Raw genomic sequence first — 15,764 nt, 5'->3', positions numbered from 1 at the left:
TACGCTACTGGCGGGTGCGCCGCCAGGTGGTGCCCTCCGGGCCGTCCTCGATCACGACGCCGGCTGCCTGAAGCTCGTCGCGGATGGCGTCCGCCCGCGCGAAGTCCCGCGCGCGGCGGGCCTGCGCGCGCGCCTCGATCAGACGGACGATCTCGTCATCGTCCGGGCCGTCGCCGCTGCCGCCACCACGTTTGAGGAACGCCTCGGGGGACTCGCGCAGCAGCCCGAGATCGCCGGCGAGCTCCACCAGTAGCGCGCCCAGCCCCTCGGTGCGCCGCTCCCCCGCCTCGCGGGCCCGGTTGACCGCCCGCGCCAGCTCGAAGAGCACCGCCAGCGCCCCGGGGGTGTTGAAGTCGTCGTCCATCGCCGCGTCGAAGCGCGCACGCCAGTCCTCGTCGTCATGGGCGGCGACCGGCGGGAGATCGCGCACGGCGAGGTAGAGCCGCTCCAGCCCGGATGCGGCCTCGGCGAGGGAGTCGGCGGTGAAGTTCAGCGGGCTACGGTAATGGCTGCTCAACAGGAAGCAGCGCACCACCTCCGGGGCGTGCTCGGCGAGGATGTCGCGCACGGTAAAGAAGTTGCCCAGGGACTTGGACATCTTCTCGTCGTCGATGCGCACATGCCCGTTGTGCATCCAGTAGTTGGCATAGGTCGTGCCGCAGGCGGCCTCCGACTGGGCGATCTCGTTCTCGTGGTGGGGGAACTTCAGGTCCAGCCCGCCGCCGTGGATGTCGAAGTGCGACCCGAGCGCAGCGGTGGACATGGCCGAGCACTCGATGTGCCAGCCCGGCCGTCCCGCGCCCCAGGGCGAGGGCCAGTTCGGCTCGCCTTCCCGGGCCGCCTTCCACAACGCGAAGTCCGCCGGGTCGCGCTTGGCCTCGCCGGGCTCGATTCGCGCACCGGCGCGCAGGTCCTCGAGGCGTTCGCCGGAGAGCCGGCCGTAGCCCTCGAAACGCTCCACCGAGTAGTAGACGTCGCCGTTGTCCGCGGTGTAGGCGTAGCCGCGTTCGATCAGGCGCTCGATCATGGCGATGATCTCGGCCATGTGCCCCGTGGCCCGCGGCTCCAGGTCCGGACGCAGGCAACCGAGGGCGTCCGCGTCCTCGTGCATCGCCGCGGTGAACCGCCGCGTCAGCACCTCCGGGGCCTCACCGGTCTCTGCCGCCCGCCGGATGATCTTGTCGTCCACGTCCGTGATGTTGCGCACGTAGGTCACGTCGTAGCCAAGCCGGCGCAGGTGGCGGACGACCGCGTCGAAGACCACCATCGCCCGGGCATGGCCGAGGTGGCAGTAGTCGTAGACGGTCATGCCGCAGACGTACATGCGCACGCGGCCGGCCTCGATGGGCCGGAACGGCTCCTTGCGGCGCGTCAGGCTGTTGTAGATCTGGAGCATGCTCGTCGTCCTCTTCCGGCCCGCCTTCCCGCGGGCGGTGTCGTTGTCCTCAGGTGCCCGCCGCGTCCCGGGCGGCGGCACGCAGGCGCCCGTCCACCCGTTCGGGCCCCATGAGCCGCGCCGCCTCGGCGAGCGCCGGCCCGTCCCCGCGTCCGGTCAGCGCCACGCGCAGGGGCATGAACAGCCGCCGCCCGCCCCGGCCGGTGCGCTCGCGCAGCGCAGCCGTGAATGCACGCCAGTCCGGACCGGCCTCGGCGTAGACGGCCGCGGCCGTCTCGAAGAAATCCGGCCCCGCCTCGCGCAGAACCGTCACGTCCCCCACCGGCATGACCCCGAACAGCCGCCCGGCCCACTCACGGACCTCCTCCGGGAAACGCACGTTCGGGCGCACCAGCTCGATAAAGGCCTCACGCTGCGCCGCCGGCACCGGCGTGTCCGCGTCCAGCCAGGCGGCCAGCGTCTGCGCCGGCGTCACGGTCACCGCCTCGTCCTGCCAGTGACCGAGCTGGACGGGGTCGAAGCGTGCCGGTGCATGTCCAAGGCGCGCGGTATCGAATACCCGCGCCATGCCGGCGATGTCCAGCAGGGTATCGTCCCTGCTGCTGTGCCCGAGGCGGAAGAGGTAGTTGGTTACCGCCGCGGGGAGAAACCCGTCCGCGCGCAGCGCCTCGAGGGAGCGACTGCCGTTGCGCTTGGACAGTGGCGCACCGTCGTCACCGAGGATGAGCGGCAGGTGTCCGTAGCGCGGCGGCGTGAGGCCCAGCGCCTCGAGCACGAGCAGCTGCCGCGGCGTGTTAGCGAGGTGGTCCTCGCCACGGAGCACATCCGTCACCCCCATGAGGGCATCGTCGACGGCATTACAGAACAGGAACGACGGCGTGCCGTCCGCCCGCCGGATGACGAAATCCCCGAGCCCGTCGGCCTCGACCGCCTGGTCGCCGCGGACCAGGTCGGAGAACGCAATGCGCCGCTGAGCCGGCACCCGCAGGCGCAGCACGGCCGGCTCGCCGGCCGCCACGCGCCGCGCCGCCTCCGCGGGGTCGATACCCGCGCAGGTGCCCGGGTAACGCGGCGGCTGACCGGCGGCCCTTTGCGCGCGGCGGGTACGCTCCAGGGTCTCCGCGCTGCAGAAGCAGGGATAGGCGTGACCGCCGTCGAGCAGCCGCCGGTACCAGTCCGCGTAGACCCCGCCACGCTCGGACTGGCGCACGCCGCCGGCGGGCACGGCGCGGCCGGGGCCCTCGTCCCAGTCCAGCCCGAGCCAGCGCAGCCCCTCGAGCAGCGACTCCTCGGCGGCCCGGTCGCTGCGCCCGGCGTCGGTGTCCTCGACACGCACGAGAAAACGCCCGCCGTGGTGCCACGCGAGCAGCGCATTGAACAGCGCCGTACGCACGTTCCCGGGGTGCATGCGCCCGGTCGGGCTCGGGGCAAAACGGGTCCTGACAAGGGGTTCGGCCATAGCCGGGCAATGTTAGCGGAAACGCTACAGCGGCACCAACCGGCCCGCCCGCGACACAGGGGCGCACCACGGTTTGACACACGCCCGACGCAGCGCACAATTACGACGAAACGACCGCCCCACCGGGCGGGCCAGAACACACCCGGAGATCCCCATGCCGCACGGTCCCGAACGACCCCGCCAGCCGGAGGCGGACGGCCTCGACGGCGACCTGCGCGCGCTGCTCGCCGCCGCGCGCCGGCCCGTCGTCGTGGGCGTTGCCGGTGACAGCGGCAGCGGCAAGTCCACCTATGCCCACGGCATCCGCCGGCTTCTCGGCAACGAGATGGTCGCCACCCTCACCCTGGACGGCTACCACAAGGAGGACCGCGCGGCCCGCCGCCGCAGCGGCCGTTCGCCGCTGGACCCACGCGCCAACCACCTGCCGCGGGTGCGCGAGCACCTGGCAGCACTGCGCGAATGGCAACCGGTGGAGATACCCACCTACGACCACGTCAGCGGCCGCTTCGGGGAGACACAGCTGTTCCGGCCGACACCGGTCATCGTCGTCGAGGGCCTGCACGCGCTCTACCCGGAATTCCTGCCCCTGCTCGACTTCCGGCTGTTCGTCGACCCGGAGCGCGAGGTCAAGCGCCGCTGGAAGCTCGAACGCGACGTCCACCGCCGGGGCTACACCCCGGAGGAGGCACGCGCGGAGATGGACCGCCGCGAGGCCCATTACCAGCGCTGGATCGACTTCCAGAAGGCCAACGCCGACGTCATCGTGCGCATCAATGAAAGCGAGCTCAGCGCGCTGGCGGTGGATGAGCTCCAGGGCCAGATCCCGGAGCACTGCCACCACATGGAGATCATCGTCACCCCGACGGAGACCCCGCTGCCGCCACTGCACCTGCCGGTGGACCTCAACGCCATGACCCGGCGCCAGGCCCTGCCGTTCATGCTCGCGAACGTGCCCAGCAGCTTCTGGGGGCGGGCGGTAAACGTGGTGCACATCGACGGTGCCCTACCCGTCCAGGCACTCGCCCGGCTGGAATCGGATATAATGCGCCTGACGGGGATCGAGACCGACGGCGATACCGACGTGGCGGACGAGGCCTCGACCATCGTGTTCACCCAGCTCCTCGTGGCATGGCCCTTCCTCGGGCACGTCCACGCCCTGCTGCGCCGCCGCGGCCGTGAAGCCGACGGGGACGCGGAAGAATAGACGCCCATTCCGCCGGGAGATCATCCATGCCGCGCAAGCGTAGTGGCGAGGAAATCGGCGAGCGGCTCCGGCAGCTGCTCATCCAGCAGGAAGACCTGCGCGGCCAGCTCGCCGCACTTACCGAGCGCATGTCCGACGAGGTCGCCGAGCTCGAGCACCACGGCGGCAGCGGCGGCCACGAGGCGCCGGAACGCCGTATCGGCATGGACAAGGTCCTCGACCTGCTCGGCCACCTCGCGATCGCGCCCACCGAATCCGACGCCTGCGAGGTGATCGTCTCCGCCGCCCGCTACCTGCTGCCCGGCACCCGCGGGGCGCTGTGCCTCGCCGGGGACGACGGCGCCATGGCGGTGGCCGCGGTCTGGGACGCGGAGGACCAGTGGAACCGCCCCTACCGCCGGCGCGAGGGCGGCTCGCCGCCGCAGCGCCTGGCGGGCCGCGTCTCCGCCGGCCCCACGGGCCAGGGCTGGGTCTACCCGGCCCGCGGTTTCGGCCTGCTGGTCGGCGAGCTGCGGGTCTGGCCGGAGAACGATCAGGCCGCCACCGAGGCGGTATCCGGTCGCTGCGAGCTGCTCGCGCGCAGCGCCGGCCTCGTGCTCGCGGGCATGACCCTGCAGAGGCGGCTACGCGACGAGGCCGTGCGCGACCCGATGACCGGACTGCTCAACCGCGCCTACTTCGCGGAGGCGCTGCCAAGGGAGCTCGCCCGGGCCGTGGCGGGCGGCGATGAGACCGGGCTGATCATGCTGGATATCGACCGATTCAGCCTGTTCAACGAGCGCCACGGGCCGGATGCCGGCGACCGCATGCTCTCCGCGGTCGGCGCGACGCTCATGGAGAACGCCCCGGACAGCGGCGTGTGCTGCCGTTACTCCGGGGAGCGCTTCGCCGTCCTGCTCCCCGGCCACGACCGGGGCGCGGCCCGGACCACGGCACAGACACTGTGCCAGGCCCTCTCGGCGCTGACGGTGACCGACGGCGAGGGACGGGACGCCCGGGTCAGCCTCTCGGCCGGGGTGGCCACGGCGCCGGGCTGTGCCGACAACCCCGCCGACCTGATCGCCGCCGCCGAAGACGGCATCTTCAACGCCCGCCAGCGCGGCGGCGACACGGTGCGCGAGCCGGGCGGCGCATGAGCTCGCCCGGGACACACGCCCAACACCGCACCCAACCGGCCTCTGCGAACCCCCTGGTGACAGGCGCCGCCCTGATCATCCTCTCCGAGGCGCTGCTCGCGACCATGAGCGCCGCCATCAAGGTCGTGTCCGCGGACCTGCCCAACGAGATGCTGGTGTTCTTCCGCAACCTGTTCGGGCTGGCGCTGGTACTGCCCGTGGCCCTGCGTCACGGGCCCGGAGCGCTGCGCACGGACTGCATCCAGTGGCACCTGCTGCGCGCCACCGCGGGCGTCGGCGCGATGTACTGCTTCTTCTACACCATCGAGCACCTCGCCCTGGCCGAGGCGATCCTGTTCAAGCTCACCGCACCGTTCTTCATCCCGCTGATCGCCCTGGTCTGGCTCGGCGAGCGCATCCCCGCAAGCGCACGCATCGCCATCGGCGTCGGCTTCGCCGGCAGCGCACTGGTGCTCGGCCCCGGCGGCGCGGACCGCTTCGCCCTGGCCGGGCTCACGGGCCTGGGCGGTGCGTTCCTGGGCGGGCTGGCCAAGGTCACCATCCGGCGCATGGGCCGCAGCGAGCCCGCCCCGCGGATCGTTTTCTACTTCGGCGTGTTCGCGACCACCCTGACGGCGGTGCCCCTCACCTGGGCGTGGCAGACGCCGGGGCTCGCGTCGTTGGGCTGGCTGGGCCTGATGGGCGGCTGCGCCACCACCGCCCAGCTCTGCCTGACCCGCGCCTACAGCCTGGCGCCCGCGGGCCAGATCGGGCCGTTCACCTATGTGTCGGTGATATTCGGCTCGTTCGCAGGCTGGCTGTTCTGGGGCGAGGTGCCCGATCTGCTGACCGTGGCCGGCAGCCTGTTGATCATCGGGGCCGGCCTGCTCACCCTGCGGGGCCGGAGGACACCCCGTCCGGAGACCTCACCCGCCGAAGGGAGTCGCGCATGAGCGAGCACCTCACCGCCACCTACGAGATCCGCCCCGGCCGCGGCGAGAGCGCCGAGGAACGGGCACAGGACATCGCCCTGGAGCAGACCGTGGAGCTGCCGGAGGCACTCGTGCCCGCGCCGGCCGCGGGGATGGTGGGCGAGGTGCTCTCGGTGGAGGCCAGCGGGCGCAACGTCTGGCAGGCACGGATACGCTTCCCGGTCGCCGCCACCGCGGCGGAGTGGCCACAGCTGATCAACCTGCTGTTCGGTAACATCTCCCTGAAGCGCGGGCTGCGCCTGGTCGGCGTGGACTGGCCGCAGACGCTGCTGGACACCTTCGGCGGGCCGGGCACCGGCACGGCGGGGCTGCGCGCACTCACCGGCGTTCCCGGCCGCGCCCTCCTCGCCACCGCGCTCAAGCCCATGGGGCTGTCCGCCGGCGATCTGGCAGAGCGCTGCTCCGCCTTCGCCCGGGGCGGCGTGGACATCATCAAGGACGATCACGGGCTCACCGACCAGGCCGCGGCACCGTTCGGTGAGCGCCTGGCACGCTGCCAGGCGGCGGTGACCGACGCCAATGCCGCCACCGGCCGCCGGTGCCAGTACTTCCCCAACGTCACCGCCCAGCGCACCACGCTGATGGCCCGCGCCCGCGCCGCCCGGGAGGCAGGCTGCGCCGGCGTGCTGGTCAACCCCTGGCTCACCGGCATGGACGCCATCGCGTGGCTGCGCGACGAGCCCGGCCTCGCGGTCATGGCCCACCCGTCCCTGACGGGCGGCCTGTTCTCGCCGCGCCACGGCATCAGCGCGCCGCTGCTGCTCGGCGAGCTCTTCCGTCTCGCCGGCAGCGACGCCGTCATCTACCCCAACCGCGACGGGCGCTTCGGCTTCTCGCTGGCGCGCTGCGAGCGCATCAACGAACGGCTGCGGCGCCCCCTCGGGGGACTGCGCGCCGCCATGCCTACCCCGGGCGGTGGCCTGGACGTCACACGCATCGGCGCTTGGGCGCGGCACTACGGGCGCGATACCCTGTTCCTGGTCGGCGGCAGCCTGTACGCGCGCGGGGATATCGCCGCCGCCTCCGCGCGCCTGATCGATGCCCTGGAACACGCCCATGACGAGTGATAACGACCGCAGCAAGGTGCTCCACGCCCGGGACTTCCGCTGGGAGGCGGTGCCGGTGCGCGAGTACAAGAGCGAGGGCACCACGACCTTCCGCGACATCACCCGCCAGACGCTGATCGGCGAGGGGGAGGACGAACGCGCCCCGGGCTTCGTGACGCGGTACTTCGAGATCCAGCCCGGCGGCTACTCCACGCTGGAGTACCACGCCCACCCACACTCGGTGGTCGTGCTGCGCGGCGGCGGCCAGGTGATCCTGGGGGACCGCGTGGAGCCGCTGCACCCCCATGACGTCGTCTACATCGCGCCGCACACCGTCCACCAGTTCCACGCCACCGGCGACGGGCCCCTCGGCTTTCTGTGCATCGTCGACCGCGAGCGCGACCGCCCCACCCTGCCCGACGACGACGAGGTGGAACGGCTGAGCCGTTACCCGGACATCGCGACGCGCCTGCGCCGATAGCCCTGCGGCGGCACCCGCCGCCCGGGCCGGCATGCGGCCCCGTCTCTGCCCTTGTGAAACACCTTTGCGCCCCGGACCTGGGGCGCCGCCTGGCCGGCGGCGCTCCCAGGCAGGCCTGCTACTGCGCCCCGAACGAGGGCAGCCACAGCGACAGCTCCGGGAAGACAATCAGCAGCGCAGTGGCGAGCAGCAGGATCAGGATGAACGGCGGGGTGCCGCGGATCACGTCGAAATAGGGCCGCCGGAACACCGCCATCGCCGTGAAGATGTCACAGCCGAACGGCGGCGTGGCCGAGCCGATCGCCGCCTGCAGGGTAACGATCACGCCCACGTGCACCGGATCCAGCCCGGCCGAGTCGACCAGCGGCTTGAAGATCGGCACCAGGATCAGGATGACCACGATCGGGTCGACGAACATGCAGCCGATGAAGAACGACAGCGCGATCAGCGACAGCGCGGCGATCTGGTTGTCGCCGATGCTGTCCACCGCCGGGCCGAGGACCTGCTCCGGGATATGCGCCGTCGCCAGGGTCTGCGAGAACGCGGCGCCCACCGCGACCAGGATGAACACCACGGCGGTGATCATGCCCGTGGACAGCGCCAGGTCCCAGAGATCGCGCAGCGTGACCTGACGGAAGATGATCACCTCCAGCACGAAGGCGTAGGCCACCGCCACCGCCGAGGCCTCCACCGGGCTGAAGAAACCGCCGTAGATGCCGCCCACCACGATGGCCGGGAAGCCCAGCGGCAGCAGCGCGCGCTTGATCGACTGCCAGCGCTCCGGCCACGGGGTCCGCGGCTCGGGCTCGATGCCCTGGACACGCGAGCCGATGTAGCAGTACACGGAGAACAGCAGCAGGATGAGCAGGCCGGGGACGATACCGGCGATGAACAGGTCGCCGATGGACGCCCCGGGCATGATCACCCCGTAGACGATGAAGCCGATGCTCGGCGGGATCAGCAGTGCGATGTCGCTGGAGTTGATGATCAGCGCCAGCGCGAAGCTGTCGGTGTAGCCCTTCTCGAGCAGCCGCGGGCGCATGGGCCCGCCCATGGCGACCACCGTGGCCTGGGTCGAGCCGGAAACCGCGCCGAACACCGCACAGCTCGCCGCGGTGGTGATCGGCAGGCCGCCGCGCAGATGGCCGGTGAAGGCGGAGACCAGGTCCAGCAGCCGGTTGGCGGTGTGCCCCTTGGTCATGATGTCCGCGGCGAAGATGAACATCGGCACCGCCGCGAGCACCCAGGTGCCGATACCGGAGATCATCCAGCTCACACCCTGGTCGGGCCCGAAGAAGGTCATCCCCGTGAACATCATGTACAGCGTGCCGGCCGCCAGCGGGACCATCATCGGGAACCCGAGCAGCAGCAGCACGATCATCGTCACAACAAGCCAGGTCAACATCCGGCGCGCTCCCCTTGCTCTCTAGCCTACGCGCCCGCTCAGGCGCCGTTATTCTGATTCGTCGTGGTGCCGGCCGCGGCACCCTCCTCCTCGACGGGAACCTCGGCGTACTCCTCCTTCTCGGTGAAGGAGCGATACAGCTCGTGGCTGGTGAGATTGCGCACGGCGGTGAGCACGTACTGCACGCCGGCGAGGGTGAAGCCAATGGGCGCGGCGAGGTAGACGATCCACAGCGGGATGGTCAGCGCCGAGCTGGTGCGCCCCCGCTCGTAGATCGCCAGGGTGTAGTCGGCGGACTCGAAGGCCAGGTAGAACATCAGCGCGGCCGTGCCGAGACAGATCAGCACGAGCAGCCCCTTGCGGGCGGTGCCGCCGAGCTGATCGTAGAGGGCGGACATGCTGATGTGGCGGGCGGAGCGGGCGGCGTAGCTGACGCCGATGAAGGTGATGAGGATGATCAGGAGCTCGGTGATCTCGCTGGTGCCGGGGATGCCTTCGCCGAAGATCAGTCTTCCGAGGACATGCCCGCTCATGACGATGGCCATGACCAGGATACCGCCGCCGACTATCAGCCTTTCTATGTTGCCGAGCCAGCGGTCCAGCGTCGCCAACCCTCTGAGAAAGACGTTGTGACTGCGCGGTCCCGCCGCACCATCACCGGATTGCGTCATAGCGAATTCCCCCGCCGCGGCTGGTCAAACCTCAATTGACCATAAACCAAGAATCCGGGTTTGCCTACTCGCTGGACGGCCGAAAACCCTGTGTTACTGTTACCGGGGAGCCTCGACACGAACGAGAACAGCCAATCAGAAAGGAGGTCCTTACCCATGCGGCTGTACAAGTCCATCTCCATCGCGGCGCTCGGCCTGGGCCTGGCGTTCGCGGCAACAGCGAGCAGTGCGGAGACCTGGCGCTTCGGTCTCGAAGAGATCGAGGGCAGCGTTCAGTACGAGTACGCGGCCGAGTTCAAGAACATCATCGAGGAGAAGACCGACGGCGACGTCACCGTCGAGCTCTATCCCTACGGCGAGCTGGGCGGGCTCACCGACATCTACGATGCCGTCCAGAGCGGCGCCATCCAGCTCGCGTTCGGCTCCGGCTTCCTCGGCGGGACGGTGCCCGAGAGCCAGCTGTTCAGCCTGAACTTCATCCTGCCCCAGGACGAGTGGATGACCACCAAGGTCCTCAACTCCCCCGAGTTCCTGGAGAGTGACCCGTGGCAGAACGCGTTCCAGGATCGCGGCCTGCACCCGATCGCGATCGTGCCCGAGGGCTTCCAGGTCTGGACGGCGAACAAGCCGATCCACACCCCTGACGACATGGAAGGTCTCGCCATCCGCGTGATGGACAACCGCCTGCTGCTCGAGACCTACCGCGCCTATGGGGCGTCGCCGACGACCATCGAGTACGGCGAGCTCTACAGCGCCCTCCAGCAGGGCCAGGCCGAGGGCAACATCCAGCCGGTCTTCGCCCACGAGGAGATGAACTTCTACGAGGTTCAGGACTACATGATCTTCGCCAACCAGGCGCAGTTCGTGGCCACCGCGATGGCGAACCAGGACTGGTACAGCGGCCTGTCCGACGAGCGTAAGCAGCTCATCAAGGAGGCCACCGACGAGCTCGTGCGCTATATCCACGACAAGCAGCAGGAGCTCAACAGCAAGCGCCTGGATATCATCAAGTCCAACAGCGACATCGAGATCATCCGGCTCTCCGACGAGGAGCGGAACCAGTTCCGCGAGCTCGCCAAGCCGGTGCGCCAGGTCTTCGTCGACGAGGTCGGCGACAGTGGCCAGGAGCTGCTGGATCTGGTGACCAAGCTGTTCGACGAGGCCGAGAAGAAGTAGGCTTCCCGAAGCGGGAAACCTCGAGACCCGATCGAGCCCGGGGCGGCGCCCCGGGCTCTTTTCGTTACGGCCGGCGGTATTTGCCCGCGTCGGCCTTTGCGGCAGAATTGGCGGCTTACGGCGCCGCGCACGACGCCTTCGCCGGGACACGTCGGCGCCGGCAACACCAGCCAGGGGGAAAGGGAATGATCGGCAAAAACCTCGTCCGCGGCCTGCTCGGGGCCGCCTCGCTGTCCATGGCACTGATCGCGGGCCCCGCGGCCGCGGCCCCGGCGACCGTCAGGGTGACCTCCATCGTCGAGCACCCGGCGCTGGACGCCGTGCGTGATGGCACGCTGGACGAGCTGCGCGAGCGCGGCTACGAGCAGAACGACAACCTCGACTGGGCGTTCCAGACCGCCCAGGGCGATGTCGGCATCGCCGGACAGATCGCCCGGCAGTACGTGGGCGACGACCCAGACGTGATCGTCGCCATCGCCACGCCCTCGGCACAGGCCGCGGTATCCGCCGCCCGCGGACGGATCCCGGTGGTCTTCTCCGCGGTGACCGACCCGGTCAACGCCAAGCTGGTGAACGATCTCGACCATCCGGGCGGCAATGTCACCGGCGTCTCCGACATGACGCCGGTAGCCAGGCACCTGGCGTTCATCAAGCGCGTAATGCCGGAGCTCGAGACCCTCGGCATTCCCTACAATCCCGGTGAGCCCAACGCCGTCGTGCTTGTCGACGCGATCAAGAAGGCCGCGCCGGAGTACGGCATCGAGGTCAAGACCGCGGCCGCCCCGTCAACAGCGGACGTGCTCGGCGCCGCCCGCTCACTGGTCGGCGACGTGGACGCCATGTACATCGGCACCGACAACACCCTGATCAGCGCCTTCGAGTCGGTGGCCAAGGTGGGCATGGAGGCGGACATCCCGATCTTCACGGGCGACACCACCATCGTGAGCCGCGGCGCCGCCGCCGGTATCGGGTTCAACTACTACGACGTCGGCCGCCAGACCGGTGCCATCGTGGCCCGCATCCTCGAGGGCGAGGCCCCCGGGGATATCCCGGTGGAGTTCGTCGACAAGACACGGATCCATCTCAATCCGGCGGCGGCCCGCAAGATGGGGCTGGAGTTCGACCAGTCGGTGCTCGACGACGCCGACGAGATCGTCGAATAACACGCGCGGGCCCGCGGCCGGGTCCGAACGGCGCCGGCCACCACGCCGGCGCCCGGCCACCGGCCGTTTTCCGGCCGCGCCCACAAGGCGTGGCCGGCCCGGACCGGCACCTTCGGTTATGACGCAAAGGGCAGCGACGTGAGTCAGATCGCCATTCTCGGCGCCATAGAGACCGGCCTGCTGTTCGGCCTGGTCGCCATCGGCGTCTTCCTGAGCTTCCGGATACTCAACTTCCCCGACCTTACCGTCGACGGCAGCCTTCCGCTGGGCGCCGCCGTCGCCGCAACGCTGATCCTCGCCGGCGTGAACCCCTGGCTGTCGACCGTGGCCGCCTTCTTCGCCGGGGCCGGCGCCGGGCTGGTCACCGCCTGGCTGAACGTGCGCCTGCGCATCCTCCACCTGCTCGCGAGCATCCTGGTGATGATCTCGCTGCACACGGTGAACCTGCGCATCATGGGCCGGCCCAATGTCGCACTGCTCGGCGAGCCCACGGTCTTCTCCGCATTCGAGGGCCTGGACATCCCCTACTACTGGCTCAATCCCGCGGTGCTCCTGGTCGTGGTCCTCGTCACCGGTTACCTGATCACGCGCTTCCTGGGCTCGGAGATGGGACTCGGCATGCGCGCCACCGGTGCCAACCCGCGCATGGCCTCCGCGCAGGGCATTCATACCGGGCGGATGACGCTGCTCGGCATCGCGCTGTCCAATGCCCTGGTGGCACTCGCGGGCGCGCTGTTCGCCCAGATCCAGGGCGCAGCGGACATCACCATGGGCATCGGCACCATCGTGATCGGCCTGGCCGCGGTGATCGTGGGCGAGGCGCTGGTACCGCCGAAGACGATCGTGCGCGCGGTCATCGGCGCGGTGATCGGCTCGATCATCTACCGCTTCGCCGTGGCCTTCGCGCTCAACGCCGAATTCATCGGCCTGCAGGCGCAGGACCTCAAACTCATCACCGCGGTGCTGGTCGTGGTCGCCATGGTGCTGCCGGGCCTGCGCACCAAGCGCGCCATGCAGCGCCGGGCCCGGGCCACTCCGGCCAACAAGGGGGGACAGGGCTGATGATCCGTCTCGAGGACATCCACGTCACCTTCAATCCCGGTACGGCCATCGAGACCCACGCGCTCACGGGCCTGAACCTGGACATCCCCACGGGCGAGTTCGTCACCGTCATCGGCTCCAACGGCGCGGGCAAGTCCACCATGCTCAACGTCCTCGCCGGCGAGACCGGCACGGACACCGGCCGCGTGCTCATCGGCGAGGACGACGTCACCCGCCGCAGCACATCGGCACGGGCGGGGCTGGTCGCCCGGGTGTTCCAGGACCCCATGGCCGGCACCTGCGAAGACCTCACCATCGAGGAGAACCTGGCCCTTGCCTGCGCCCGCGGCCACCGCCGCGGATTGCGCCGCGCGGTCGACGGCGGCCGCCACCGCGCCTTCCGCGAGCGGATCGCGGAGATCAACCTCGGCCTCGAGGACCGCCTCGGCGACCGCATGGGCCTGCTCTCCGGCGGCCAGCGCCAGGCCGTGAGCCTGCTGATGGCCACCATGAACCCCATGCGCATCCTCCTGCTCGACGAGCACACTGCGGCGCTGGACCCGCGTACCGCGAACTTCGTCATGGGCCTGACGGACCGCTTCGTGGGAGAGTCCGGGCTGACTACACTGATGGTCACCCACTCCATGCGTCAGGCGCTGGACCACGGCGACCGTACGGTCATGCTCCACGAGGGGCGGGTAGTGCTCGACGTCAGCGGGGAGGAGCGCCGCGGCATGAAGGTCGAGGACCTGTTGCACATGTTCGAGAAGGTCCGCGGCGAGGAGGTCGACGACGACGCACTCGTACTCGGCTGAACATGGCCGGCGGCGAACGCCGGCCCGGAGGACACGGTCATGACGGTCCCCACGGAACCGGCACACCTGGCGCTGCGGCGCTACGCGCGGGAGACACACCACCACGCTCACCCCCATCACCAGGTCGTGCTGCCGCTGGCGGGCACACTGGAAATGGACGTGGACGGCCGGGGCGGCGACGTCACCGGCGACTGTGCCGCCGTTATCCCCCGCGGCCGGCCCCACGGCTTCGCCGGCAGCGGTGACAACGCGTTCCTGATCCTCGACATCACCGCACCGCCCTCCCCCGGCAACGGCCGCGAATTCTGGCAGGCGGCCGCCGAACAGCCCTTCGTGCGCTTCGACGCCAGCCTCCACGGGCTGTGCCGCTTCATGGCCGAGCGCATCGGCCCGGACGGTCTCGGCGGGGTGCGCTCCGAGGTCACCGGATCGATGATCGTCGAGACCCTCGCCCGGGGCCTCGACACGGTCCCCGCCGCCCTGCCACGGCCGCTGGCGCGGGCCGTCCGGTTCATGGAATCCCACTGCAGCGAGGCCCTCACGGTGGCGGCGATCGCCCGCGAGGCCGGTGTCGGAACCAGCCGGCTGTTCACGCTGTTCGATACGCATTTCGGGACTTCGCCGGGCCGCTATCTCGCCCGGCAGCGCCTGCATCACGCACGCTGGCTGCTGGAGACGACGCGCCGGCCGCTCGCGGAGATCGCCCTGGCCTCCGGCTACGCGGACCAGAGCACCTTCACCCGCGCCTTCCGCCGGGAGACGGGCATGCCGCCGGCCGCTTACCGCCGCCGCCACGGTGGCCGGCGATAAAGGCGGAGACCAGGCACAAACGGCGGCAGCAACGGGCAAAGACAGGCCTCCGCCCCACGCTCCAGACTGCGGCCTCAGGACGCAGAGGAGATGCAAGCCATGACCCGTCGACTGACCGACTTCTCCGTGCTCACCTTCGACTGCTACGGGACGCTGATCGACTGGGAGAGCGGGATCTGGGACGCCCTGCAGCCGGTGCTCCACGCCAACGGCTGCACGGAAATCACCCGCGAAACCGGCCTCGCCGCCTTCGCCGAGTTCGAGAGCACGCAGCAGGCCGAGACCCCCGGGATGCGCTACCCCGAGCTGTTGCGGCGTGTCCACGAGCGCTTCGTCGAGCGCTTCGGGCTGCGCAGCAACGAGGCCCTGGACCGGGCGTTCGGCGAGTCCGTGCCTCACTGGCCCGCCTTCCCCGACAGCGCCGACGCCCTGCGCTCGCTCGCCCGTTCGTACCGGCTGGTGATCCTCTCCAACGTGGACCACGGGGGCTTCGCCGCCTCCAATCGCAAGCTCGGGGTCACCTTCGACGCCATCTACACCGCCGAGGACATGGGCGCCTACAAGCCCACCCCCGGCAATTTCGAGTACATGGTCAACCGGCTGCGGGAGGACCACGGCATCGCCCCGGAGCAGATCCTGCACACCGCCCAGAGCCTGTTCCACGACCACGTCCCGGCCAGCCACGCCGGCCTCGCCCGATGCTGGATCGATCGCCAGGGCCTGTCCCGTGGCGGCAGCTGGGGGGCCACCGCAGAGGTACCGGAACGGCCCTCGGTCGACTTCCTCTTCCCGGACCTCGCCGGCATGGCCGCGCAGGTGCGCGAGGAGGAGGACGCCCCGCCGGCGCGCTGAACGAGGGCGGGCGGGGTCCGTAAAGCCCCGTATGCACATGCCGGAGTCCCCGCGCTAGCCTTACTGACACGGTCATTCCCATGGCCGCCCGCCCCCGGCGAACATACCGGGGACGGGGCTGTCGAAACGGTAAAGGTC

The 15,764-nt window shown here is 70.2% G+C and carries 15 protein-coding genes; 11 read left to right on the top strand and 4 right to left on the bottom strand.

Translation table 11 applies throughout. The features are described 5' to 3' along the window. Positions 1-4 precede the first annotated feature (4 nt). Both cysS and gltX read right to left on the bottom strand, forming a co-directional pair. Positions 5-1,396, bottom strand: a complete 1,392-nt coding sequence (gene cysS / locus ACEZHJ_RS11430; RefSeq protein ID WP_163139338.1) for a cysteine--tRNA ligase — start codon at positions 1,394-1,396, stop codon at positions 5-7. Positions 1,397-1,445: 49 nt separating this feature from the next. Then, positions 1,446-2,855 carry a glutamate--tRNA ligase gene (gene gltX, locus ACEZHJ_RS11425; RefSeq protein ID WP_163139339.1) on the bottom strand — a complete coding sequence of 470 codons (1,410 nt, stop codon included), beginning with the start codon at positions 2,853-2,855 and terminating at the stop codon, positions 1,446-1,448. A 154-nt stretch (positions 2,856-3,009) separates the two neighbouring features. On the opposite strand from gltX, the gene ACEZHJ_RS11420 reads away from it, so the two are divergent. Genes ACEZHJ_RS11420 through ACEZHJ_RS11400 form a run of 5 tightly spaced genes read left to right on the top strand, consistent with a single transcriptional unit; the run spans position 3,010 to position 7,693 of the window. Further along, positions 3,010-4,059 carry a phosphoribulokinase gene (locus tag ACEZHJ_RS11420; RefSeq protein WP_163139340.1) on the top strand — a complete coding sequence of 350 codons (1,050 nt, stop codon included), beginning with the start codon at positions 3,010-3,012 and terminating at the stop codon, positions 4,057-4,059. 26 nt (positions 4,060-4,085) lie between these two features. Then, positions 4,086-5,195 (top strand): GGDEF domain-containing protein, encoded by a 1,110-nt coding sequence (locus ACEZHJ_RS11415; RefSeq protein WP_163139341.1) that lies wholly within the window; start codon positions 4,086-4,088, stop codon positions 5,193-5,195. Between the two features lie 56 nt (positions 5,196-5,251). Next, entirely contained in the window at positions 5,252-6,127 is an 876-nt protein-coding gene (locus ACEZHJ_RS11410; protein WP_240466162.1) for a DMT family transporter, read from the top strand. Further along, positions 6,124-7,233 (top strand): RuBisCO large subunit C-terminal-like domain-containing protein, encoded by a 1,110-nt coding sequence (locus ACEZHJ_RS11405; RefSeq protein WP_163139343.1) that lies wholly within the window; start codon positions 6,124-6,126, stop codon positions 7,231-7,233. The genes ACEZHJ_RS11410 and ACEZHJ_RS11405 overlap by 4 nt, the downstream gene beginning before the upstream one ends. Beyond that, a complete protein-coding gene (locus tag ACEZHJ_RS11400) occupies positions 7,223-7,693 on the top strand; it encodes a cupin domain-containing protein (protein WP_163139344.1) in 471 nt (156 codons plus the stop codon). Before ACEZHJ_RS11405 ends, ACEZHJ_RS11400 begins: the two co-directional genes overlap by 11 nt. Positions 7,694-7,811: 118 nt before the next feature. Here ACEZHJ_RS11400 and ACEZHJ_RS11395 read toward each other — a convergent pair whose 3' ends face one another. Further along, positions 7,812-9,098 (bottom strand): TRAP transporter large permease, encoded by a 1,287-nt coding sequence (locus ACEZHJ_RS11395; RefSeq protein ID WP_018717791.1) that lies wholly within the window; start codon positions 9,096-9,098, stop codon positions 7,812-7,814. A gap of 38 nt (positions 9,099-9,136) precedes the next feature. Next, entirely contained in the window at positions 9,137-9,769 is a 633-nt protein-coding gene (locus ACEZHJ_RS11390; RefSeq protein WP_163139345.1) for a TRAP transporter small permease, read from the bottom strand. A gap of 156 nt (positions 9,770-9,925) precedes the next feature. Here ACEZHJ_RS11390 and dctP point away from each other — a divergent pair, with 156 nt between their 5' ends. From dctP to ACEZHJ_RS11360, 6 genes are all read left to right on the top strand, one after another. After that, positions 9,926-10,945 (top strand): TRAP transporter substrate-binding protein DctP, encoded by a 1,020-nt coding sequence (dctP, locus tag ACEZHJ_RS11385; protein ID WP_018717789.1) that lies wholly within the window; start codon positions 9,926-9,928, stop codon positions 10,943-10,945. Between the two features lie 185 nt (positions 10,946-11,130). Next, on the top strand, positions 11,131-12,108 hold the full coding sequence (locus tag ACEZHJ_RS11380) for an ABC transporter substrate-binding protein (protein ID WP_018717788.1): 978 nt from the start codon (positions 11,131-11,133) through the stop codon (positions 12,106-12,108). Between the two features lie 138 nt (positions 12,109-12,246). Next, complete coding sequence (locus ACEZHJ_RS11375; RefSeq protein ID WP_018717787.1) at positions 12,247-13,170, top strand: ABC transporter permease; 924 nt, start codon at positions 12,247-12,249, stop codon at positions 13,168-13,170. After that, on the top strand, positions 13,170-13,964 hold the full coding sequence (locus ACEZHJ_RS11370) for an ABC transporter ATP-binding protein (protein WP_163139346.1): 795 nt from the start codon (positions 13,170-13,172) through the stop codon (positions 13,962-13,964). The genes ACEZHJ_RS11375 and ACEZHJ_RS11370 overlap by 1 nt, the downstream gene beginning before the upstream one ends. A 39-nt stretch (positions 13,965-14,003) precedes the next feature. Next, positions 14,004-14,774 (top strand): AraC family transcriptional regulator, encoded by a 771-nt coding sequence (locus ACEZHJ_RS11365; RefSeq protein ID WP_163139347.1) that lies wholly within the window; start codon positions 14,004-14,006, stop codon positions 14,772-14,774. Between the two features lie 99 nt (positions 14,775-14,873). Then, complete coding sequence (locus tag ACEZHJ_RS11360; protein WP_163139348.1) at positions 14,874-15,626, top strand: haloacid dehalogenase type II; 753 nt, start codon at positions 14,874-14,876, stop codon at positions 15,624-15,626. Positions 15,627-15,764: the final 138 nt, after the last annotated feature.

The sequence above is a fragment of the Arhodomonas sp. KWT2 genome (genome assembly GCF_041949875.1).
Lineage (GTDB): Bacteria > Pseudomonadota > Gammaproteobacteria > Nitrococcales > Nitrococcaceae > Arhodomonas > Arhodomonas aquaeolei.
The sequence above is the reverse complement of the archived record's forward strand: the minus strand, read 5'-3'. Positions and strand labels throughout refer to the sequence as shown.